At 70.4% G+C, this 21,521-nt stretch carries 19 protein-coding genes; 7 read left to right on the forward strand and 12 right to left on the reverse strand.

Annotated elements, in window-relative coordinates; translation table 11 throughout:
- Nucleotides 1-37 precede the first annotated feature (37 nt).
- From LI92_RS01660 to LI92_RS01670, 3 genes are read left to right on the forward strand one after another with little or no spacing between them, the layout of a single operon-like run.
- The gene (locus LI92_RS01660; protein WP_046315212.1) at nucleotides 38-1,021 is read left to right on the forward strand and encodes an Acg family FMN-binding oxidoreductase; all 984 of its coding nucleotides are present in this window, start codon (nucleotides 38-40) and stop codon (nucleotides 1,019-1,021) included.
- 9 nt (nucleotides 1,022-1,030) lie between these two features.
- A complete protein-coding gene (locus tag LI92_RS01665; RefSeq protein ID WP_046315214.1) occupies nucleotides 1,031-1,882 on the forward strand; it encodes a universal stress protein in 852 nt (283 codons plus the stop codon).
- Between the two features lie 38 nt (nucleotides 1,883-1,920).
- The gene (locus LI92_RS01670; RefSeq protein WP_046315264.1) at nucleotides 1,921-2,550 is read left to right on the forward strand and encodes a response regulator transcription factor; all 630 of its coding nucleotides are present in this window, start codon (nucleotides 1,921-1,923) and stop codon (nucleotides 2,548-2,550) included.
- A gap of 5 nt (nucleotides 2,551-2,555) precedes the next feature.
- On the opposite strand, the gene LI92_RS01675 is transcribed toward LI92_RS01670, so the two are convergent.
- On the reverse strand, nucleotides 2,556-4,499 hold the full coding sequence (locus tag LI92_RS01675) for a primosomal protein N' (RefSeq protein WP_046315266.1): 1,944 nt from the start codon (nucleotides 4,497-4,499) through the stop codon (nucleotides 2,556-2,558).
- A gap of 176 nt (nucleotides 4,500-4,675) precedes the next feature.
- Between LI92_RS01675 and LI92_RS01680 the strand changes: the two genes are divergently transcribed.
- A complete protein-coding gene (locus LI92_RS01680) occupies nucleotides 4,676-6,022 on the forward strand; it encodes an alpha/beta hydrolase (RefSeq protein WP_052740674.1) in 1,347 nt (448 codons plus the stop codon).
- Nucleotides 6,023-6,035: 13 nt separating this feature from the next.
- Here LI92_RS01680 and LI92_RS01685 read toward each other — a convergent pair whose 3' ends face one another.
- Nucleotides 6,036-6,758 carry a lysoplasmalogenase gene (locus LI92_RS01685; RefSeq protein ID WP_046315216.1) on the reverse strand — a complete coding sequence of 241 codons (723 nt, stop codon included), beginning with the start codon at nucleotides 6,756-6,758 and terminating at the stop codon, nucleotides 6,036-6,038.
- Between LI92_RS01685 and LI92_RS01690 the strand changes: the two genes are divergently transcribed.
- From LI92_RS01690 to LI92_RS01700, 3 genes are all read left to right on the forward strand, one after another.
- Nucleotides 6,757-7,692 carry an alpha/beta hydrolase gene (locus LI92_RS01690; RefSeq protein WP_046315218.1) on the forward strand — a complete coding sequence of 312 codons (936 nt, stop codon included), beginning with the start codon at nucleotides 6,757-6,759 and terminating at the stop codon, nucleotides 7,690-7,692. The two genes, LI92_RS01685 and LI92_RS01690, sit on opposite strands and share 2 nt — an antisense overlap.
- Before the next feature lie 7 nt (nucleotides 7,693-7,699).
- Nucleotides 7,700-8,086 carry a VOC family protein gene (locus tag LI92_RS01695; RefSeq protein WP_046315220.1) on the forward strand — a complete coding sequence of 129 codons (387 nt, stop codon included), beginning with the start codon at nucleotides 7,700-7,702 and terminating at the stop codon, nucleotides 8,084-8,086.
- A 71-nt stretch (nucleotides 8,087-8,157) separates the two neighbouring features.
- Nucleotides 8,158-9,651, forward strand: coding sequence for a flavin-containing monooxygenase (locus tag LI92_RS01700; protein WP_046315221.1), 1,494 nt, complete (start codon nucleotides 8,158-8,160; stop codon nucleotides 9,649-9,651).
- A gap of 27 nt (nucleotides 9,652-9,678) precedes the next feature.
- On the opposite strand, the gene metK is transcribed toward LI92_RS01700, so the two are convergent.
- From metK to carA, 10 genes are all read right to left on the reverse strand, one after another.
- Nucleotides 9,679-10,890, reverse strand: coding sequence for a methionine adenosyltransferase (gene metK / locus LI92_RS01705; protein ID WP_046315223.1), 1,212 nt, complete (start codon nucleotides 10,888-10,890; stop codon nucleotides 9,679-9,681).
- 205 nt (nucleotides 10,891-11,095) lie between these two features.
- Nucleotides 11,096-11,698: a TetR/AcrR family transcriptional regulator gene (locus LI92_RS01710; protein ID WP_046315225.1), complete on the reverse strand. Its 603-nt coding sequence runs from the start codon at nucleotides 11,696-11,698 to the stop codon at nucleotides 11,096-11,098.
- Nucleotides 11,695-13,059, reverse strand: a complete 1,365-nt coding sequence (hpnE, locus tag LI92_RS01715; RefSeq protein WP_082109494.1) for a hydroxysqualene dehydroxylase HpnE — start codon at nucleotides 13,057-13,059, stop codon at nucleotides 11,695-11,697. Before hpnE ends, LI92_RS01710 begins: the two co-directional genes overlap by 4 nt.
- A 96-nt stretch (nucleotides 13,060-13,155) precedes the next feature.
- A complete protein-coding gene (coaBC, locus tag LI92_RS01720; protein ID WP_046315270.1) occupies nucleotides 13,156-14,403 on the reverse strand; it encodes a bifunctional phosphopantothenoylcysteine decarboxylase/phosphopantothenate--cysteine ligase CoaBC in 1,248 nt (415 codons plus the stop codon).
- A gap of 28 nt (nucleotides 14,404-14,431) precedes the next feature.
- Nucleotides 14,432-14,752 (reverse strand): DNA-directed RNA polymerase subunit omega, encoded by a 321-nt coding sequence (gene rpoZ, locus LI92_RS01725; protein WP_046315229.1) that lies wholly within the window; start codon nucleotides 14,750-14,752, stop codon nucleotides 14,432-14,434.
- A gap of 67 nt (nucleotides 14,753-14,819) precedes the next feature.
- Entirely contained in the window at nucleotides 14,820-15,422 is a 603-nt protein-coding gene (gmk, locus tag LI92_RS01730; RefSeq protein WP_046315231.1) for a guanylate kinase, read from the reverse strand.
- A 7-nt stretch (nucleotides 15,423-15,429) separates the two neighbouring features.
- Entirely contained in the window at nucleotides 15,430-15,747 is a 318-nt protein-coding gene (gene mihF / locus LI92_RS01735; protein WP_003932123.1) for an integration host factor, actinobacterial type, read from the reverse strand.
- A gap of 462 nt (nucleotides 15,748-16,209) precedes the next feature.
- On the reverse strand, nucleotides 16,210-17,043 hold the full coding sequence (gene pyrF / locus LI92_RS01740) for an orotidine-5'-phosphate decarboxylase (protein WP_046315234.1): 834 nt from the start codon (nucleotides 17,041-17,043) through the stop codon (nucleotides 16,210-16,212).
- The gene (carB, locus tag LI92_RS01745) at nucleotides 17,043-20,387 is read right to left on the reverse strand and encodes a carbamoyl-phosphate synthase large subunit (protein ID WP_046315236.1); all 3,345 of its coding nucleotides are present in this window, start codon (nucleotides 20,385-20,387) and stop codon (nucleotides 17,043-17,045) included. The genes pyrF and carB overlap by 1 nt, the downstream gene beginning before the upstream one ends.
- A complete protein-coding gene (gene carA, locus LI92_RS01750; RefSeq protein ID WP_082109495.1) occupies nucleotides 20,387-21,511 on the reverse strand; it encodes a glutamine-hydrolyzing carbamoyl-phosphate synthase small subunit in 1,125 nt (374 codons plus the stop codon). Before carA ends, carB begins: the two co-directional genes overlap by 1 nt.
- Nucleotides 21,512-21,521: the final 10 nt, after the last annotated feature.

The following is a 21,521-nucleotide window of genomic DNA, read 5'->3' on the forward strand; positions in this document are numbered from 1 at the left end:
CAGAACGATTGAGCCCAGGTGCAGATCGGAGGTCGAGATGCTCACCGTGCGGGTGGAAACCGAGGCCGTCAAGGATGCCGTGCGCGCGGCATGCCGCGCCCCGTCGCTGCACAACATCCAGCCGTGGCAGTGGGTCCTGGAAGCCGGCCGCCTGCAACTGTTCCTCGACGAGAGCCGGGTCCTGCCGTCCGATCACGCGGGGCGGGAGGCGACTATCGGTTGCGGCGCGGCGCTGGACCATCTTCGGGTGGCGATGGCCGCAACCGGCCTGCATGCCAACGTCGACCGCTTTCCCAATCCCAACAATCCCAACCATCTCGCATCGATCCAGTTCGACAAGATGAGCTACGTCACCGAAGGGCACCGATGCCGGGCAGCGGCGATCTGGGTACGGCGCAGCGACAGGCTGCCGTTGGCGCCGCCGCCCAATTGGGTGGCCTTCGAGCCGCTGCTGCGGTCCCGCCTTGAGGAGTACGCCGTAGACCTCGACGTCCTGCCCGAAAAGTCCCGCCCCCGACTGGCCTACGCGTCGCAGTTCGCCGAATCGCTGCGGCTCTACGACGCGTCCTACCACGCCGAGTTACACCGGTGGACAACGCCATTCGAGACCTCCACAGGCGTCTCGTACAGCTCCCTGCCCTCTGACTCAGAAGGCGGCCGGGTCGATGTCGGTCGTGCCTTTCCCGGAGTGCACCATGGTGATCGACGGGCACAGATCCAGCGTGATCAGGCGACCATCGTGGTGCTGTCCACGCGATCGGATGCGCGCGCCGACGCGTTGATCGTCGGCGAGGCACTCTCGGCCGTCCTTCTGGAGTGCACCATGTCCGGCCTGGCCACCTGTCCGCTGACTCATCTCACCGAAGTTCAGGTGACCAGGGACATTGTCGAGACATTGGTGGGCCGCAACGCCTTTCCTCAGATCCTCGTCCGGATCGGACAGGCACCGGGCACCGAGGAACCCCTGCCCCGCACGCGGCGCCGGCCGCTGTCCGACGTGCTGTCCATCCACGGCGGGTAGCGGGGGCTCATGTTCGCGTCATCGGCTGCCCCCCGCGTAGTCGTCGGTGTGGACGGATCACGTGCCGCTCTCAAAGCCGCCTACTGGGCTGTCGACGAAGCGCTCGACCGCGAGCTCCCGCTGGGGCTGCTGTGCGCAGTCGACTCCGGCTCCCCCGGCGCGAACGCGACGGCTGCGGCCGAAACAGCGGTGCGCAGCGCCATGGCAGCGATCGAGGCCCTCGACCGGCCGCCCAAGCTGGAAGCCGAGATCGTGCACCGGCGGCCGGTGACCGCGCTGCTGCAAGCCTCGCGATCCGCGGCGGTGATCTGCGTCGGCTCGATCGGGTTTCATCACGAGCCGGGCAGCAGGATCGGGTCCACCGCCGCCGCAGTGGCGACCTCGGCGCATTGCCCGGTCGCCATCGTGCCACGCACCTTCACCGCCGGAACGGCGCAAACCGGGCTGGTCCTGGCGGTGGTGGACGGTTCCTCGGCCGGCGACGGCGTATTGGAGCTCGGCGCTGCCGAGGCAGGACTGCGCGGCCTGCCGCTGCGCGTCTTCGCACTGCAGCAGCACCGCCGGGCCCCACCGGGCGAGTCCGACGTGCCGTCCGACCCGCCGCTGCCCACCGCCGTCGAGCGCTGGATAGCCCGCTGCCGGCAAGAACATCCGGACCTCGATGTGGATTCGGTCGGCTATCACGACGGTCTGCTCAATTGCTTTGAGCGCCTGCAGCGCAGCGGATCGGTGATCCAACTGGTGGTGGTGGCCCCCCGCCGGCCCGGCCCATTGGACGTTCTGCTGGCTCCCACTGGCCGGGCGGTCGTGGAGTCCGCCGGCAGCGCCGTGCTGGTCTGCGATCGGACGTGGTGGTTGTGACCGCCGGCGACGGTGCTGCCGCTACCGGGTCAGAACAGCTGAAAGTCTTCCTGGTCGACGACCACGAGGTGGTCCGGCGCGGGCTGATCTCGCTGCTGAGCTCGGACCCCGACCTGACCGTGGTCGGCGAAGCCGAAACCGTACGGGAAGCCTTGGCCCGCATTCCCGCACTGCTGCCGGACGTCGCCGTGCTCGACGTGCGACTGCCCGACGGCAACGGCATCGAACTGTGCCGTGAACTGCTGTCCCGGGTGCCCGCTCTGCGGTGTCTGATGCTGACCTCGGACAGCTCCGAGGAAGCGGCGCTGAACGCGATTCTGGCCGGCGCCAGCGGTTACGTCGTCAAGGACATCCGGGGCATGCAGCTGGCCCAGTCGATCAAGGATGTCGGCGCCGGCTGCTCGCTGCTGGACAACCACGCGGCGGCGGCGCTGATGGTCCGGCTCCGCATGGGCGCCCAGGCGCCCGACCCCCTGTCCAAGCTCACCGAGCAGGAACGGGCCCTGCTGGCGCTACTGGCCGAGGGGCTGACCAACAAACAGATCGCCGAGCGCATGTTCCTGGCCGAGAAGACCGTCAAGAACTACGTCTCGCGTCTGTTGGCCAAGCTGGACATGCAGCGGCGCACCCAGGCGGCCGTTTTCGGCTCACGCCTGTCCGGCCGCTGAGGCTGCTACCCGACGTGCAGCGGGTCGATCTGTACCCGCACCGGGTGGTGCGATCCACGGGCACTGAGCACACCGACGCCGTGGCGCAGCGCCGCGGCCAGCGCCAAGCCGTGGTCGCGTCCCACCCGCACCAGCATGCGGATGATGCTCAGTTCCTCGGGGACACCGGCGGGACGGCGCACGCCCGGCGGTAGCGGCACGGGCCCGAGCAGGTCGGCGCCGTCGGGCAGGCGGGTCTGTTCCAACAGCGCCGTCACCGAGGCCGGATCGCCGTCGAGGGCCGCGAGGTGCACCGCGGGCGGCAGGCCCACCTCGGCCCGGGTGGTCAGTTCGGCATCGGCGTGGCCGACCGGGTCCCACCGGATGAGGGCCTGCACGGTGGGAATCGCGGAATCGGCGACCACCGTCACCTGCCCGCCCGAAGCCTGGTCGCGCACCAGGGCAGACGCAGCCATCCAGCGCCGCAGCGTGTCTTCGGCGGCACGCAGATCCTGACGGCCCAGCAACGCCCAGCAGTCCAGCAGCAACGCCGCCCCGTAGCCGCGCGGGGCGCGGGGCTCGGCGCCGGGTGTGGCGATCACCAGGGCCGCGCCGTCCTCGATGGCGTCGACGATGGCGTCACCGGCGGACGTGACGACCGGGGTGCCCGGGAAGGCTCGGCCCAGTTCTTCGGCGGTTCGCCGGGCACCGATGACGACCGCCCGCACGGCATCGGACCCGCAGCGCGCACAGCGCAGCGCCGAGTCCTGGCGACCACACCAGCGACAGACGGCCGCACCGCCACGTTCCGGCAGCGACAACGGGCCGGTGCAGTGCCGGCAGCGGGCGATCGTGCGGCAGCGGGCACAGGCCAACGACGGCACGTAGCCGCGGCGCGGCACCTGCACCAACACCGGCGCCCCGGCGGCCAGGGCACTGCGCGCGCTCGCCAGTCCCACGGCCGGAAGCCGCGCGCTGCGGGCGGCGGGGTCACGCTGCTCGGCGTACCCGGTGTCGTCGAGGGCCAACACCCGCGGCCGGGCCGCGCGGAGCACCGCACGCGGTGCCACCACGTCGTGCGCCCACCCACTGGTCACCAGCGCGTGCGCCTCGGCGGTACGGGCGAATCCACCGATCAGGGCGGCACAGCCCGCCAGATGGGCCCGCAGCATCGCCACCTCGCGCGCATGCGGATAAGGCGCCCGCGGCTCGGCCAGGGAATCGTCGCCGTCGTCCCAGACCATCACCAGGCCCAGATCGGCCAGCGGCGCGAAAACCGCGCTGCGCGTGCCGATCACCAGCCGTGCGTGGCCGCGCAGTACCGACAACCACCGCCGGTAGCGGGTGGCCGGGCCCAGGCCGGCGGACAGTGCCGCGACCGCCGACTCCTCGATTCGTGCGCTCACGGCCCGGTGCAGCGCATCGACGTCGCGCTGATCGGGCACGATCGCCAGCGCGGTGCGCCCGGCCCGCATGGTCGCCGCGGCGGCGTCGACGAAGCGCTCGGTCCACGACTCGCCCGGCAGCGCCTGCCACACCGCGCGCGCGGCCCGGCCCTCCCCCAGCGCGGCCAGCCAGGATGCGCCCGCGCCGTAGCGTTGCCAGCCGGCCGGGTCGACCGGGGCGAGCACGGGCGGCTCAGGCGGCGTCGTCGCTGCGCGTTCCACCCGGGCGTGCCGAGGCGGTACCGCCAGGCGCAGGACGTCGGCCCGGCTGCCGGCGTAACGCGCGGCGACGGCCTCCACGAGTCGACGGACCTCGCCGGTGAGCACCGGTTCGGCCGAGACCACGCGCTCCAGCCGGCCCAGCCGGCCGACGTGGTCGGTATCGGTGCGGCGTTCCCAGATGAAGCCGTCGACCAACCTGCCGTGAAAGCGAACCCGCACCCGTGCGCCGGGCCGAGCGTCCCCGGACTGCTCGGGCGCGACCAGATAGTCGAACTCGCGGTCCAGGTGCGGAACCGAGAGCATCGGCAGCACCCGGGCCACCGGCTCGCCGGTGGCGCCGGTTTCGCGACCTTCGCTGTCGACGCTCACCACGCAGGTCTAGCAGACGCCGCCGACCCCGGCAGCCGGTGGATCGCCGGTGCAACGGGTTGTGCATTGGCGTACACGTCACCGGCGCCGCCCAATTACGTTGCTGCGGTATGCCCGAACCGTGTGGCGCCCATACCCGCGCCGCGCGCGGCGCGGAATCCGGCCTCGCCGCGCGGCTGCGCACCGCCGCGCTGGCCGATCAGCTGCTGATCGCGGCGGTTGCCGACGCCGCCGGGCAGGCTCACAGCGGGCTCGGACACCTCGATGCCGTCGGCGCGCAGATCCGGGCCGCGCTGGCCGGCCCCCCGGCGCCGGCCTGGGACTGCCCGGCCGGCCGCCGCGAGTTCCAGCTCGTGCTGGCCGCCAGGGCCCGCGACATCGGCCGGGTGATCGCCGACGCCACCACGCACAACCGGCTGCAGGCGGCCCTGATTCGCTCGGCCGGTGCCGGCTACGGGATACCGGCCCGAGTGCGCGACCGGATCAACCGGCAGGCACTGGCCGAGGACATCCGGTGCGCGGACGGCGAGCCGTGCCCGGTCGGGGCCCGTTACGAGAACGCGCTGCGGGTCCGCGACGCGCTCGCAGCCAACGGTGACGCCGGCGCCGAATCGGTGCTGCTGCTCACCTATGAACCGGCGGCGTTCGACGGCCGGGGACGGGCCGTGATCGCGATCGGCGATCCCGACACCGCCGACAACACCACCGTGTTGGTCCCCGGGGCACAGAGCAGCGTCCGCACCGGCTACCTGTCGCGCCCGGACGGGCGAAACGTCTACCGCGAGGCGACCCGCGCCGATCCCGACCGCACCAACTCGGTCATCCTGTGGATGGGTTACCGCGCTCCGGACAGCCTGCTGGATCCGGCTGTGGCGCAACCGTTTTCCGCCCGGGCCGGCGGTCGGCTGCTGGCCGCCGACCTGCAGGCCCTGGCGGCGTCGCACATCGGCACCGCCCATGTCACGGTGGTGGGCCATTCCTACGGCTCCACGACGGTGGCCGATGCCGCGGCCGGCGCGGGGCTGCGCGCCGACGACGTGGTGCTCGTGGGGTCGCCGGGAACCGATCTGGCGCGCCGCGCCGACGACTTTCACCTACCGGCAACAGGACATGTGTATGTGGGGGCGGCGTCGTCGGATCCGATCACCGGTCTCGGCGGTCAGCCACAACTGAGCCTGCCGGGCACGTCGGCGACCGTGGGGCTGGGCGCCGACCCGGCGGTCGACGGCTACGGGTCCACCCGCTTCAGGGCCGAAGTCCGCGGTGTCGCATTGCCCGCGACCGGCCACAGCAGCTACTTCGATCCCGGTGGCGAGTCGCTGTTCAGTATCGGCGACATCGCCTCCGGGCACGGCGACGCGCTGGCCGGCCACCACATGACCGCGCTGCACCGGCGCCGGTTGCCGGCCTTCGATCCGGAACGGCTGCGACTGGGCACCGGCGGCCACCGGCATTGACCACCAGCGGGTTTCAGATCGCCGACGACCTCGCATCACCGCTCGACCGGCCGAAGAAGAATCCGGCGGTGATGAGCAGTTGGGCGGCGGCGTAGGTCCACCAGATCGGCACCTCGAGCAGTTCATTGCCCAGCACGAACTTGCTCGCGCCGATCATGGCGTCCGAGGCCGCAAAACACACCGCTCCGATCGCGGTCCAGTGGGTGGGCAGCTTCGCCAGCAGCGCGACGCACACCATGGCGCCGAGCACCCCGACGTAGACCACCACCGGCACGGTCATTCCCTCGCGCATCAAACCCGGCCAGAACCACGCCAGCAGCGCCAGGCAACTGGCAATGAGCAGCCCCGGCCCGATCAGCCGCCGCCGCGAGACCACCGCCAGCGGCAACAGCGCGCCGAGATAGCACAGATGCGCCACCAGAAATGCGCTCAGGCCCGCCACGAAAGACGGCTCCCACCACGGGATCGCCAACAACCAGTCACCGGTCGCGGAGAAGATCAGCGCCGGGATCAGCCAGCGTGCCTCCCGCAGGATCGGGTGAGCGGCTGCGGCGAAGGCCAGCAACACCGCCATGGACGCCTTGAAAGCCGGCTGACCGACCCATTGCCCGGTCAGTTCCTCACCCGGCACCGAACGCAACGCCACCACCGTCAGGAAGATGCCGTAACCCACGCCGAGCCATCCGGCTGCGGCCCAGCCGGTGAAGACGCGGCGGGTTGCGTACGGTGTTTCCATGCCAGCAATCGACCCCATAATGCTGAAGGTACTGGACGCCGTCCCTTTCCGACTAACCCTCGACGACGGTGTCGTCGCGGCGCGCCGCGCGATGCGCGACCTGCCGCGCCGCCCGGTGCATCCGGACCTGCCCGCCGAGGACCGGGTGATCGAAGGCCCGGGCGGTGATCTGCCGATCCGCATCTACCGGCCCGCAGGCAGCCAATCCGGTGCCGCGCCGGTGGTGGTGTTCTTCCACGGCGGCGGTTTCGTCGCCGGCGACCTCGAGACCCACGACGGCACCGCCCGCATGCATGCCGCCGGCGCCGGCGCGGTGGTGGTGTCGGTGGACTACCGGCTGGCCCCCGAGCACCCGTTTCCGGCCGCGGTGCACGACGCGCTGGCAGCGGTCGAGTGGGTGGCGGCACACGCCGGCGAACTGGGCGTGGACCCGGCCCGGCTGGCGGTGGCCGGCGACTCGGCCGGCGGCAACCTGGCCGCGGTGGTCGCGCAACTGGCCCGCGACGGCGGCGGACCGGCGATCGCTTTCCAGCTGCTGTGGTACCCGGCGACCACCTACGACGGCAGCCTGCCGTCGTTCAGCGAGAACGCCCAGGCCCCGATCATCGACAGCAAGGCGATCGCGGCCCTGACGCTGGCCTATGCCGGGCACGTCGACCTGACCGACCCGCCGCCCACTCTGGCTCCGGCGCGCGCCGCGAATCTGGCCGGCCTGCCGCCGGCCTACATCGCGGTGGCCGGCCACGATCCGCTGCGCGACGACGGCATCCGTTACGGCGAGCTGCTAGCCGCCGCCGGGGTCCCGGTGCAGGTACACAACGCCGAGACGATGATTCACGGTTACCTGGGCTACGCCGGCGTCATTCCGGCGGCAACCGAGGCCGCCGATCGCGGGCTGGCCGCGCTGAAGGCGGCCCTGACCGGGACGGCGTAACAGTCCGATGCGGCTGAACCAGGTCACCGTCGGCAGCACCGACCTGGACCGCGCCGAGCGGTTCTACCGGCTCCTGGGTTTGCAGCTGATCGTCAAGACAGCGGACTATCTGCGGTTCGAATGCCCGTCGGGCGGCAGCACCTTCTCGGTGCACCGCGTCGGCGAAGTGCCGGAAGCCGAGCAGGTGACGATCTATTTCGAGGTCGATGACGTCGACGAGCACTACCAGCGGTTGCGCGCATCGATCGAGTTCGCCCAGGCGCCGGCCGACATGCCGTGGCTGTGGCGGGAAGCCCGGCTGCGCGACCCCGACGGCCACCGGCTGTGCCTGTTCCACGGCGGTGCCGCCCGGCGTAATCCGCCGTGGCGCCTGCCACCGGAGGATTTGCCCTAACACCGCCCGGGCCCCGCGGCTTGCGCGCTACCGTCGACCTCGATCGACATCGGCGACGAGGAGCATCAGAGGTGACCGAGGAGCCCGACCACGAAGTTGTGATCGTCGGCGCCGGATTCTCCGGCATCGGGGCGGCGATAAACCTCGACCGCGCCGGCATGGCGGACTATGCCGTTCTCGAGGCCGGCGACGGCGCGGGCGGAACCTGGCACTGGAACACCTATCCGGGTATCGCCGTGGACATCCCGTCGTTCTCCTACCAGTTCTCCTTCGAACAGAGCGCGCACTGGTCACGCACGTATGCCCCCGGCCGGGAACTGAAGGCCTACGCCGAGCACTGCGTCGACAAGTACGGTCTGCGCTCCCGAATCCGGTTCGCCACCAAGGTTCTTGGCGCGACATTCGACGAAGATCACGGCTGCTGGCGGGTCCAAACCGAAGCGCGCGGAACCCGCGGCGAGGTCAGCGCCCGGTTCCTGATCAACGCCAGCGGAGTGCTGACCACCCCGAAGCTGCCCGACATCGCCGGTGTCGACACCTTCGCCGGGGCGCGTATCCACACCGCACGCTGGGACCACTCGCAAGACCTGACCGGCAGGCGCGTGGCGGTGATCGGCACGGGCGCCTCTGCGGTACAGGTGATTCCGGAGATCGCACCGACCGTCTCGTCGCTCACGGTGTTTCAGCGGACCCCGATCTGGTGTTTTCCGAAGTTGGATATGCCGCTGCCCAGCCCGGCCCGCTGGGCGATGCGCCTTCCCGGCGGCAAGGCGCTGCAGCGACTGGTCAGTCAGGCCTACGTCGAGGCGACCTTCCCGATCGCGGCGCAGTACTTCACGGTGTTTCCCCTGGCCAAGCGGATGGAGGCTGCCGGGCGGGCGTTTCTGCGCCGGCAGGTGCACGATCCGCAGCTGCGGGAGCAGCTCACCCCGCGCTACGCCCCCGGGTGCAAGCGGCCCGGCTTCCACAACAGTTACCTGTCGACCTTCAACCGCGACAACGTGACGCTGGTGGTCGACCCCATCGACCGGATCACCCCCACCGGGGTCGTGACCGCAGACGGAACCGCGCACGACGTCGATGTCCTGATCCTGGCCACCGGGTTCAAGGTGATGGACAGCGACACCGTTTCCACCTTCGCCGTCACCGGGGCGGGCGGGCAGACCTTGACCCGGTACTTCGAGGAGAACCGGCTGCAGGCTTACGAGGGGGTCAGCATTCCCGGGTTCCCCAACATGTTCAGCGTGTTCGGCCCCTACGGCTACGTCGGCTCATCGTATTTCGCGCTCATCGAGGCCCAGACTCACCACATCGTGCGATGCCTGAAAAGCGCGCGCAGCCGCGGGGCGAGGCGCATCGAGATCTCCGAGGCTGCCAACGCCCGCTACTTCGACGAGATGATGCGCAAACGGCACCGGCAGATCTTCTGGCAGGACAGCTGCCGGCTGGCCAACAGCTACTACTTCGACAAGAACGGCGACGTTCCGCTGCGGCCCGCCACCACGGTCGAGGCCTACTGGCGCAGTAGGCACTTCGACCTCGGCGACTACCGGTTCAGCGCCTGAAAATCCACGGCGCGCGGTTCACCCCCGTCAGATCGCGCGCTTGAGGTCCTCGACCTTGTCGAGCCGCTCCCACGGCAGGTCGACGTCGCTGCGGCCGAAGTGCCCGTAGGCCGCGGTCGGGGCGTAGATCGGCTGCAGCAGCTCCAGGTCGCGCACGATAGCGCCGGGCCGCAGGTCGAACACCTCGCCGATGGCCTTTTCGATCTTGACCGGGTCGACGGTCTCGGTGCCGAACGTCTCAACGAACAAGCCCACCGGCGCCGCCTTGCCGATCGCGTAGGCGACCTGCACCTCGACGCGCTGAGCCAGGCCCGCGGCGACGATGTTCTTGGCCACCCAGCGCATCGCGTAGGCCGCCGAGCGGTCCACCTTCGACGGGTCCTTGCCCGAGAAGGCGCCGCCGCCGTGCCGTGCCCAGCCGCCGTAGGTGTCGACGATGATCTTGCGGCCGGTCAGGCCGGCATCGCCCATCGGCCCGCCGACGACGAACTTGCCCGTGGGGTTGACCAGCAACCGCACGTCGGAGGTGTCCATGGTCTCGTGGGCCAGCTCGGCCAGCACCGTGTTGATCACCTGGTCGCGGATGTCGCCGGCCAGGGTCGTTTCCAGATCGATGCCGTCGGAGTGCTGGGTGGACAGCACCACCGTGTCCAGCCGAACCGGCACGTTGTCCTCGTACTGCACGGTGACCTGCGTCTTGCCGTCCGGGCGCAGGTACGGCAGCGTGCCGTCCTTGCGGACCTCGGTGAGCCGGCGCGCGAGCCGGTGCGCCAGCGCGATCGGCAGCGGCATCAGCTCCGGGGTGTCGGCGATCGCGTAACCGAACATCAGGCCCTGGTCGCCGGCGCCCTGCGAGTCCAGCGGGTCGGCCGCGCCCTCGACGCGGGCTTCGTGCGCGGTGTCGACGCCCTGGGCGATGTCGGGCGACTGAGCACCGATGCCGATGTTGACCCCGCAGGTCGCGCCGTCGAAGCCCTTGTCCGACGAGTCGTAGCCGATCTCCAGGATGCGCTCGCGCACGATGTTGGTGATGTTGGCGAACGCTTCGCGGGCGGTGGTGGTCACCTCGCCGACCACGTGCACCTGGCCGGTGGTCACCAGGGTCTCCACCGCAACCCGTGAGCGGGGGTCATCGGCGAGCAGGGCATCGAGCACCGAGTCGCTGATGGCGTCACAGATCTTGTCGGGGTGGCCCTCGGTCACCGACTCACTGGTGAACAGCCGTCCCTTATCGCTCACAATGTCGCCTTCCGGGTTATCGATCACACGTTCGCTCGGGCAAATATAGCTATGCGGTCCTCGGGACAGCCTGGCAGCCCGGTGCCTCATCCCCCACGGCGAGAACCTGAACGAATCGCCCCTGCGAGCGCCCACTCTACCGCCCGCTGCGCACGCCGCCACTCGGGGTTGAGCCGCCGGACACCGCGCCGGGGGCGCCGCCCGATCACGGCGCCGCCGTCTCCACCCGCACCGCCCAGCCCACCAGTGACCGCAGATAGCGCAGCACCAGTTCGTCGGGGTAGGTCTGCGGGTCGGTGAGATGCAGCAGCGCCAGCTCCTCCACCGACGACAACAACAGCCGCGCCGTCGCACCGCCGGCATCGACGGGGCGGCCTACCAGCCGCGACAGCCGCCCTGCGGCGAGGCTGCGGGCATACCGGCGGCCCAGTTCCGTGCGGGCCTGCAACTGCGGCGGGGCGCCGGCGGGCGGGCTCAGGATGATGCGCCAGCTGGTGGGCGCGGCATGCAGGTAGGCCAGGATGCCGCGCCCGAGCGCGTCCGGGTCGTCGGCCAGCGGGCCCTCCACACTTTGCATCCCGGCGAACGCAATCCCTGACTCGCGGTCCAGCAGGGCCGACATCAGACCGGCGAGGTCACCGAAATTCTGATACACCACGGTCCGGGTGACCTCGGCGGCCCGGGCCACCCGTTCGATGCTCACCGCGGCGAATCCTTCGGCGGCAACGATGTCACGGGCGTGGTCGAGCAGTTGCGCCCGCCGGGCCTGCGCCGACATCCGCCGCCGCGGCTCCGGCCGGGCGTTCATCTGGGGTCCGGCAGCTCGAGCAGCAGGTCCACGGCGCGCGCCGCGCTCTGCACGGCGCTTTCCATGGTCGCCGACCAGTCGGCGCGGGTCCAATCCCCGGCGAGCACCAACCCGGGAACCGACGTTCGCTGGTCCGGGCGCAGCCCATCGGTGCCCACCACCTGCGAGAAGGTGGCTTTGGGCATCTTGACCACCTGCGCGGCAACCACATTGGCCTCCGCGGCGGCGGGATAGTAACGGCGCAACAGGTCCATCTGCTCGGCCACGATCTGCTCGTTGGACCGGTGAATCTGTTCGTAGGCGCCGCTGGTGGTCAGGCAGTACAACCAGGCGCCGTCCGGCTCGCGGCGATGCATCCGCTGGCGGTCGAACACCTCATCGATGACACCGGTGCCGCCGATGATCGACTCCATGGCCGCTTCGGTTCCCAGCGGCCGGTCCAGGTAGAGGTTTGTGCTCACGATCGGCGTGTAGTGCAGCTTCTCCGCCGCGGCGTAGATCTCGGCGTGCTCGGGCAGATCGTCGAGCAGCCCGGCGATATTGGAGTTGGGTACCGCGCACACCACCGCGTCGGCCGGCACTTCGGTGCCGTCCGCCAGCACGACGGCGCGCACCGCGTTGTCCTGCACCACGATTCGACGGGCCACCGCCCGATAGCGCACCTCGACGCCGTACCGGTCGAAAACGTCGAGCGCACCCGAGATGTAGAGCGTGTCCAGATCGGTGGTCGGGTAGCCGATCGTCACCGCCCTGCGATGGCGCAGTCCGAGCCGAATGCCGGTGGCGAGCACGTCGGCGAAGACCTTGGCCGAGCCCCGATCCACCGGCTCTGCGGCGATCCCCAGCGCCAGCCAGTCCCACACCGCCTCCCGTGCGCGGGCGGGCATCCCGACTCGCCGAAGCCACTTGTCGGTGCTGAGATTGGGCAGGTCTGCGGGCTGAAACAGCGCCTCGCCCGCCAGGCGCACGGTCGCCACGGCGGTGCGCAGCCGGTCGACGAGGCTGGCCTCGGGGTGCGGCCCGAACAGCGACCGCACCGCACCGATGCCCCGGGTCACCAGGGTGGTGCTGGCCCCGCCGGGCCAGCGCAGCGTGCCGCCGGTCGGAAACTCCACCATCGAGCGGGTGCCGACGCTGGTCAGGTAGCGGAACAGGTGCTCGTAGCCGCTGGCGATCACATGCTGACCGTTGTCGGCGGGGTCGGCGATTCCCGGCACGCTCATCGCCTGGGTGCGTCCGCCGAGCCGCCCGCGCCGCTCGAGCAGCGTCACCTTCTTGCCCGCCTCGGCCAGCCACACCGCCGAGGCAAGGCCCGCCAGGCCGCCCCCGATCACCACGTAGCGTCGATCGTCCACACCCAGCCCCTCTCGAATAACTTACGAATCGAAAGTTATCCCACCGAGGGCGGGGTGATCAATGGTTGCGCACTGGGCCGGGCGACGCCGCCGCCCCGGACGTCACTCGCGATGGCCGCCGAGGAACGCCACGACGGCGTCCACGATACGGCTGGCCATCAAGGTCTTGGACCCCGGCTCCAGGGCGGACTCGGCGCCGTCGGCGGCCAGCAGCCACCCGTCGTTGTGGTCTACCTCGAAGGCGCGGCCGTCCCCGACCGCGTTCACCACCAGCAGGTCGCAGCCCTTGCGGTGCAGCTTCGCGCGGGCGTGGAACAGCACGTCGCCGTTCTCGTCGCCGGTCTCGGCGGCGAACCCGACAATGGCCCGCATGTGGGGCAACTGGCCCTCGGCGCGCGCCCGGACGGCGCCGGCCAGCACATCGTCGTTGCGGACCAGCTCGATGGTCGGCTCTCCGGCGCTGTCGGGCCCCTTCTTGATCTTGGCCTGGGCCATATGGGCCGGCCGGAAGTCGGCCACGGCCGCCGCCATCACCAGCACGTGCGCCTCAGGGGCGTGCTTGGCCACCGCGTCCTGCAACTGCTGGGCGGAGCTGACATGTACGACATGAACGCCGGCCGGATCGACCAGCCCGGCGGTGTGCGCGGCGATCAGGGTGACCTCCGCGCCGCGCTGGGCCGCCACCCGGGCCACGGCGTAGCCCTGCTTGCCCGAGCTGCGGTTGCCGATAAACCGCACCGGGTCGATGGGCTCACGGGTGCCGCCGGCGGTCACGAGCACCTTCTGGCCGGCCAGGTCGTAGGGCAGCGCGTCGGCCCGCTCCAGCAGCAACGAGGCCAGCGTGGTGATCTCCTCGGCCTCGGGCAGCCGGCCCGGTCCGGTATCGGCGCCGGTCAACCGGCCCGAGGCGGGCTCAAGGACGACCGCGCCGCGCTGCCGCAGCGTCGACACGTTGCTGGCGGTGGCCGGATGCTGCCACATCTCGGTGTGCATGGCCGGGGCGAACAGCACCGGGCAACGGGCGGTGAGCAGGGTGGCGGTCAGCAGGTCGTCGGCGCGGCCGGCGACAGCGCGGGCCAGCAGGTCCGCGGTGGCGGGCGCCACCACCACCAGGTCGGCCTGCTGGCCGATCGCGACATGGGGGACGCCGGGGACGTCTTCGAAGACTCCGGTGTGGACCGGCTGGCCGGACAGCGCCTCGAAGGTGGCCGCCCCGACGAACCGCAGCGCGGCCTGCGTCGGTACCACCCGTACGGAATGGCCCGCCTCGGTCAGCTGCCGGACCACGGTGCACGCCTTGTAGGCGGCGATGCCCCCGGAGACACCGACGACGACCCGCTTCTGGCCCATCGGCACGACCCGCCCTGCCCGGCTCGGACTACTCGCCTTCGGTGTATTCGAGCAGGTCGCTGTGGATCTCGCGCAGCGCGATCGACAGCGGCTTCTCCTGCAGGCCGGGCTCGACCAGCGGCCCGACGTACTCGAGGATGCCCTCGCCGAGCTGGTTGTAGTAGTCGTTGATCTGCCGCGCCCGCTTGGCGGCGTAGATCACCAGGGCGTACTTGCTCGACGCACGCTGGAGCAACTCGTCGATGGGCGGGTTGGTGATGCCGAGCGGCGTGTCGTAACCGCCGATCAACGCCGGGTCGAACGTCTCGGCGTCGGTCGCCACGGCCGAGTCGGTCTGCGAAGTACTCACGTAAGAAAATCTCCTGAAGCTCGTTGGCGAAGGGCGGGTCACGCCTGCTGGGTGTCGTCCGGGTAGATCAAACCGCGCCCGGGGCGGAATCCACCAGCAAGGATACCAATTCTGAGCAGGCGGTTTCCAATCGACTGTTGACAACCACCGTGTCGAAGTCGCCCTGCGCCGCCAACTCGGTGCGTGCGGTGGCCAGCCGGCGTTGCATGACGTCGGCGGACTCGGTGCCGCGGCCCACCAGCCGGGCCTCCAGCGTCTGCCAGTCCGGCGGGGCCAGAAACACCGTCACAGCCTCCGGCAGGGCCTTCTTGATGGCCCGGGCCCCGGCCAGGTCGACCTCGATCAGCACGGGCCGGCCACAGCGGGTGGCCTCGGCGACGGGGGCGGCGGGCGTACCCGACCGCTGCAGGCCGCCGTGGATGTCCGCCCATTCCAGCAGCGCGTTTTCCTCGATAAGCCGGTCGAACTGCGCCGGCGTGACAAATCGGTAGTCGACGCCGTCCACCTCGCCGGGCCTGGGTGCCCGGGTGGTGGCCGACACGCTGAAAAACAGGTCCGGTACCCGCTCGCGCAGGCACCGGACCACGCTCGACTTACCGACCGCGGATGGACCGGACAGCACCACTACGCGTCCCGCGCGCGTGCTGCCCGGTCCTCCACCGGTATTCACTGCCGGGTCAGGAGAAGTCGAACTTCTCCAGCAGCGCCTTGCGCTGCCGGTCGCCCAGGCCGCGCAGCCGGCGGGTGGGGGCGATTTCCAGCTCGGTCATGATCTCCTGCGCCTTGACCTTACCGACCTTCGGCAACGCCTCCAGCAGCGCAGACACCTTCATCTTGCCCAGGACCTCGTCGGTCTCGGCGTCCTTGAGCACCTGCTTGAGGTTGGTGCCGCCACGCTTGAGCCGGTCCTTGAGCTCCGCTCGGGCCCGACGTGCGGCCGCCGCCTTCTCCAACGCAGCGGCGCGCTGCTCGTCGGTCAACTGGGGAAGGGCCACGATTCCTCCGTCTCGTCATCATCGACACCGTCGATGTTTTCCTTGTCCCGGCCAGGTACTCCGGCCAGAGACGACGACCGTACCCACGCCGTCTGACGAAATCTAACCCCACCCCCCGATTACGGCTACAAATGCGCAGCGTATGGCGGCTGAACCCGACCCTCGTGCCGTCCTCGGCAGCGACCCCACCGGCCGGCCGCCGACTGCTGACACGCACCCAAACCGGACCACAAAAACGGCTTCTAGCTGGGGTTTCCCAGAGGCTGCGGGAGACCGTCGCGCGGCGCTGCACACACCGGCGCACGGCGCCGGGCGGACCTGCCGAAACCGGGTGCCATCGAATTGGTGCCGCACGGCGTGTCGCGCGTGTCGCAGCAGGGCCAACTACGCCCCGTAGTTGCCCAGCGGGGCACGGGCGTCACCGAACCAGGGCCCGCCCGGCCCGGTCGCCCTGCGGTCGCGTCAGCCGGCCGCCAGGTACGCCACGGCTTCGCGCAGCCGCTCGGCCGCGGCGCGCAGCTGCCCGACGTCGGGCCCGGCGCGCAGCACCTCGCGCGACACCGCCGGCAGCAGGGTGCCCGGGGCGGCCCCTCCCAGCCCCGCAAGCGCCTCAGGACGGCCGCCCTGGGCCCCGACGCCCGGAACCAGCACCGGCCCGCCCAGGGCACTCAGATCGGGCACCTCGCGCAGCGTGGCGCCCACCACGACCCCGATCGAGCCCAGGGCGGCAGCACCCTGCGCCCTGTTCGCCTGCGCGGCCGCGTCCACGATCGCCTGCGCCACGGTGCGCCCGTCGGCGCCCTGGGCGCGCTGCACACCGGCCCCCTCCGGATTGGAGGTGGCCGCCAGCACGAAGACCCCGCGACCGTGGTCGGCGGCGGTCTCCAGCAGCGGCTGCAGCGATCCGAAGCCCAGGTACGGCGAGGCGGTCACCGCATCGGCGGCCAACGGCGACTCCCCCGCCCACGCGGCCGCGTAGGCGGCCATCGTGGTACCGATGTCGCCGCGCTTGGCATCGGCCAGCACCAGCACCCCGGCCTCGCGCAGCGCCGCGATGGTGCGCTCCAGCACGGCGAACCCGGCCGAGCCGTACGCCTCGAAGAACGCCACCTGCGGCTTGACGACGGCAAACCCGGCGAAGGCGCTCACGCAGGTCTGGCTGAACGCCTCCAGGCCCTCCGGCGAGGCGGGCAGGCCCCACGCGGCCAGCAGTTCGGGGTGCGGGTCGATGCCCAGACACAGCGGTCCGCGTTGCGCCGTCGCCGCGGCCAGCCGGGCGCCGAACCCCGCCGCCACTAGTGCCCGCCGAGCGTGCTGTGCAGTTCCTGCAGGGAACGCACCCCGATATCACCCCGGATGCCGGCCTCGATGCCCTGCACCGCCGCGGCCGCACCCTGCACGGTGGTGATGCACGGGATGTTCACGCTGACCGCCGCCGCGCGGATCTCATAGCCGTCCACCCGCGGGCCGGAATTTCCGTACGGGGTGTTGATCACCAGGTCCACCTCACCGGCCCGGATGGCGTCCACAGCAGACAGGGCCGGACGCGACGGGCTGGGCTCCTCGAAGTTCTTGCGCACCACATCACAGGGAATGCCGTTGCGGCGCAGCATTTCCGCGGTCCCCTCGGTAGCCAGGACCCGAAAACCCAAGTCGGCGAGACGCTTGACCGGAAAGACTAGGGACCGCTTGTCGTGGTTGGCCACCGAGACGAAAACCGTGCCCTGGGCCGGCAACGAACCGTAGGCGGCGGTCTGACTCTTGGCGAACGCGGTGCCGAAGTCGCGGTCGATACCCATCACCTCGCCGGTGGATTTCATCTCCGGACCGAGCAGCGAGTCGATGCCCGAGCCGTCCGCGCGGCGGAATCGGTGGAAGGGCAGCACGGCCTCTTTGACCGCGATCGGGGCGTCCGGGCCGACGGTGGCCCCGTCCCCGGTCGCCGGCAGCAGACCTTCGGCCCGCAGCCCGGCGATGGTGGCGCCCAGCATCACTCGTGCGCAGGCCTTGGCCAGCGGCACCGCGGTCGCCTTGGACACGAACGGGACCGTGCGACTGGCCCGCGGGTTGGCCTCCAAGACATAAAGCACATCGTCTTTGAGCGCGAACTGCACGTTGAGCAGCCCCACCACGCCGACACCGTGCGCAATGGCTTCGGTGGCGCGCCGCACCTTCTCGATGTCGCTGCGCCCCAGCGTCACCGGCGGCAACGCGCAGGCCGAGTCGCCGGAGTGGATGCCGGCCTCCTCGATGTGCTCCATGATGCCGCCGATGTAGACCTCGGTACCGTCGCACAGCGCGTCGACGTCGATCTCGATGGCGTCTTCCAAGAAGCGATCGACCAGCACCGGGTGCTCCGGGGACAACTGGGTGGCGCGGGTGATGTAGCCGCGCAGGGTCTCCTCGTCGTAGACGATCTCCATGCCCCGCCCACCGAGCACATAGGAGGGGCGCACCAGGACCGGATAGCCGATGTCGGCGGCAATCCTGCGGGCCTGCTCGAAGGTGGTCGCGGTGCCATACCGCGGCGCCGGCAGACCGGCCGACGTCAGCACGTCGCCGAAGGCTCCACGGTCCTCGGCCAGATCGATGGCCTCCGGACTGGTTCCCACGATGGGAACCCCGGCGTCGGCCAGCCGCTGGGCCAGCCGCAGCGGGGTCTGCCCGCCCAGCTGCACGATCACGCCGACCACCCCGGGACCGCCCTGGCCGGACAGCTGCTCGGCGTAGTAGACCTCGAGTACGTCCTCGAAGGTCAGCGGCTCGAAGTACAGCCGGTCGGCGGTGTCGTAGTCGGTGGACACCGTCTCGGGATTGCAGTTGATCATCACGGTCTCGAACCCGGCCTGGCTCAAGGTGATCGCGGCGTGCACGCAGCTGTAGTCGAACTCGATTCCCTGACCGATCCGGTTGGGACCGGACCCCAGGATCAGCACCTTGGGCCGTTGGTTCTGCGGTGCCACCTCGGTCTCGGCGGCCGGATCGAGCTCGAAAGTGCTGTAGTGATACGGCGTCTTGGAATCGAACTCCGCGGCGCAGGTGTCGACCGTCTTGAACACCGGGTGGATGCCCAGTCGGGACCGCAGCAGCCGCACCCCGTCCTCGCCGGCCAGTTCCGGGCGCAACACCGCGATCTGATGATCCGACAGACCGCTGTATTTACAGCGGCGCAGCAGGTCGGCGTCGAGCACCGGGGTGTTGATGACCTCGGCCCGCAGCGCGACCAGCCCGTTGATCTGTTCGACGAACCACGGGTCCACCCCGGAGGCCTCGGCGACCTGTTCCACCGACGCGCCCAGGCGCAGCGCCAACTCGATGTCGTAGAGCCGGCCCTCGGTGGGGACCCGCAGGCGCGCCAGCGCTGCGTCGGCTGAGTCCTCGTCGGGGTCGGGTTTGGTCCAGAATCCGGCACGGTCGGACTCCAGCGACCGCATCACCTTGCCCAGCGACTCGATGAAGTTGCGTCCCAGCGACATCGCCTCGCCGACCGATTTCATGGTGGTGGTCAGCCGCGGATCGGCGCCCGGGAACTTTTCGAACGCAAACCGCGGCGCCTTGACCACGACATAGTCCAGGGCCGGCTCGAAACAGGCCGGGGTCTCCTTGGTGATGTCGTTGACGATCTCGTCGAGGGTGTAGCCGATCGCCAGCTTGGCGGCGATCTTGGCGATCGGGAAACCGGTGGCCTTCGAGGCCAGCGCGCTCGACCTCGACACCCGAGGGTTCATCTCGATCACGATGAGCCGGCCGTCTTGGGGGTTGACCGCGAACTGGATGTTGCAGCCGCCGGTGTCCACGCCGACTTCGCGCAGGATGGCGATGCCCAGATCGCGCATGCGCTGGTATTCCCGGTCGGTCAGGGTCATCGCCGGCGCGACGGTCACCGAGTCTCCGGTGTGCACGCCCATCGGGTCGACGTTCTCGATCGAGCAGACCACGACGACGTTGTCGTTGCCGTCGCGCATCAGCTCGAGCTCGAACTCCTTCCACCCGTAGATGGACTCCTCGATCAGGACGTTGGCCGTCGGCGAGGCGGCCAGGCCGTCGCCGGCCATCCGGGCCACCTCGTCGAGGCTGGCCGCCAGGCCCGATCCCAGACCGCCCATCGTGAAGGAGGGCCGGACGACCACGGGAAGCCCGAGCTCGGCGACGGTCTCCTCGACCTCGGCCATGGTGTAACAGACCCGGGAGCGGGCCGACTCGCCGCCGACCTTGGCGACGATGTCCTTGAACTGCTGGCGGTCCTCACCGCGCTGGATCGCCTCGAAGTCGGCGCCGATCAACTCGACGCCGTAGCGCTCCAGCACCCCGTGCTCGTGCAGAGCCACCGCGGTGTTCAGGGCGGTCTGCCCGCCCAGCGTGGCCAGCAGCGCATCGACCTTGTTGCCGCGCTCGGCCTGCTGGGCCAGCACCTTCTCGACGAACTCCCAGGTGATGGGCTCGACGTAGGTGTTATCGGCGTACTCGGGGTCGGTCATGATGGTGGCCGGGTTGGAGTTGACCAGGCTCACCTGCAGGCCCTCGGCCTTGAGCACCCGGCAGGCCTGGGTCCCGGAGTAGTCGAACTCGCAGGCCTGGCCGATCACGATCGGCCCGGAGCCGATCACCAGAACGTGCTGCAGATCGGTACGGCGCGGCATTACTTCTCCCCTGCCATCAGGTCGACGAACTGGTCGAACAGGTACTCCGCGTCATGCGGTCCGGCGGCGGCCTCGGGGTGGTACTGCACCGAGAAGGCCCGCCCGTCGACGAGCTTGACGCCCTCCACCACGCCGTCGTTGGCGCAGGTGTGGCTGACCACCGCCGGCCCGAAGTCGGTGTCGAAGCGCTGGCCGGCCTCGCCCTCCAGGGCGAAGCCGTGATTCTGCGCGGTCACCGCCACCCGGCCGGTGGCGTGGTCCATCACCGGGATATTGATGCCGCGATGCCCGAACGTCATCTTGTAGGTGTTCAGCCCCAGCGCGCGGCCCAGGATCTGGTTGCCGAAACAGATTCCGAAGAGCGGAATTCCGGCTCCGAGCACCTCGCGGGTCAACGCCACCGCTGCCTGCGCGGTGGCCGGGTCCCCCGGCCCGTTGGACAGAAAGACGCCGTCGGGCCGCAGCTCGGCGATCTGCGCGAAGTCCACCGATGAGGGAAGCACATGGGTGCGGATTCCCCGTCGGGAGAAGTTGCGCGGCGTATTGGTCTTGATGCCCAGATCGATCGCGGCGATGGTGAACCGGCAGTCGCCGTCGGGTTGCACCACATAGGGCGCGTCCGTGCTGACCTGCGCGGCCAGATCGGAGCCCAGCATCGGGGGCTGCTCGCGAACCCGGTTCACCAGTTCATCCGGCGATGCCAGCGCGTCGCCGGAGAACACCCCGGCCTTCATGGACCCGAAATTGCGCAGGTGGCGCACCACGGTACGGGTGTCCACCCCGGCGATACCGACGATGCCCTGGCGCACCAGCTCGTCTTCCAGCGTGCCGGTGGCCCGCCAGTTCGAGGCCCGCGGCGACGGATCGCGCACCACGTAGCCCGCCACCCAGATCTTGTCGTCGCGGCTCTCGCCGTCCTCGTGGTTCCAGCCGGTGTTGCCGATCTGCGGGGCGGTGGCCACCACGATCTGCCGGTGGTAGCTGGGGTCGGTCAGCGTCTCCTGGTACCCCGACATCCCGGTGGAGAACACCGCCTCGCCCAGGGTCTGTCCGACGGCCCCGAACGGTATGCCGGTGAAGGTCCGTCCGTCCTCGAGAACCAGCACCGCTCGCGCGTTAGCCAATTGCGCCACT

This window comes from Mycobacterium sp. UM_Kg1 (assembly GCF_000972925.1).
GTDB lineage: Bacteria > Actinomycetota > Actinomycetes > Mycobacteriales > Mycobacteriaceae > Mycobacterium > Mycobacterium hiberniae.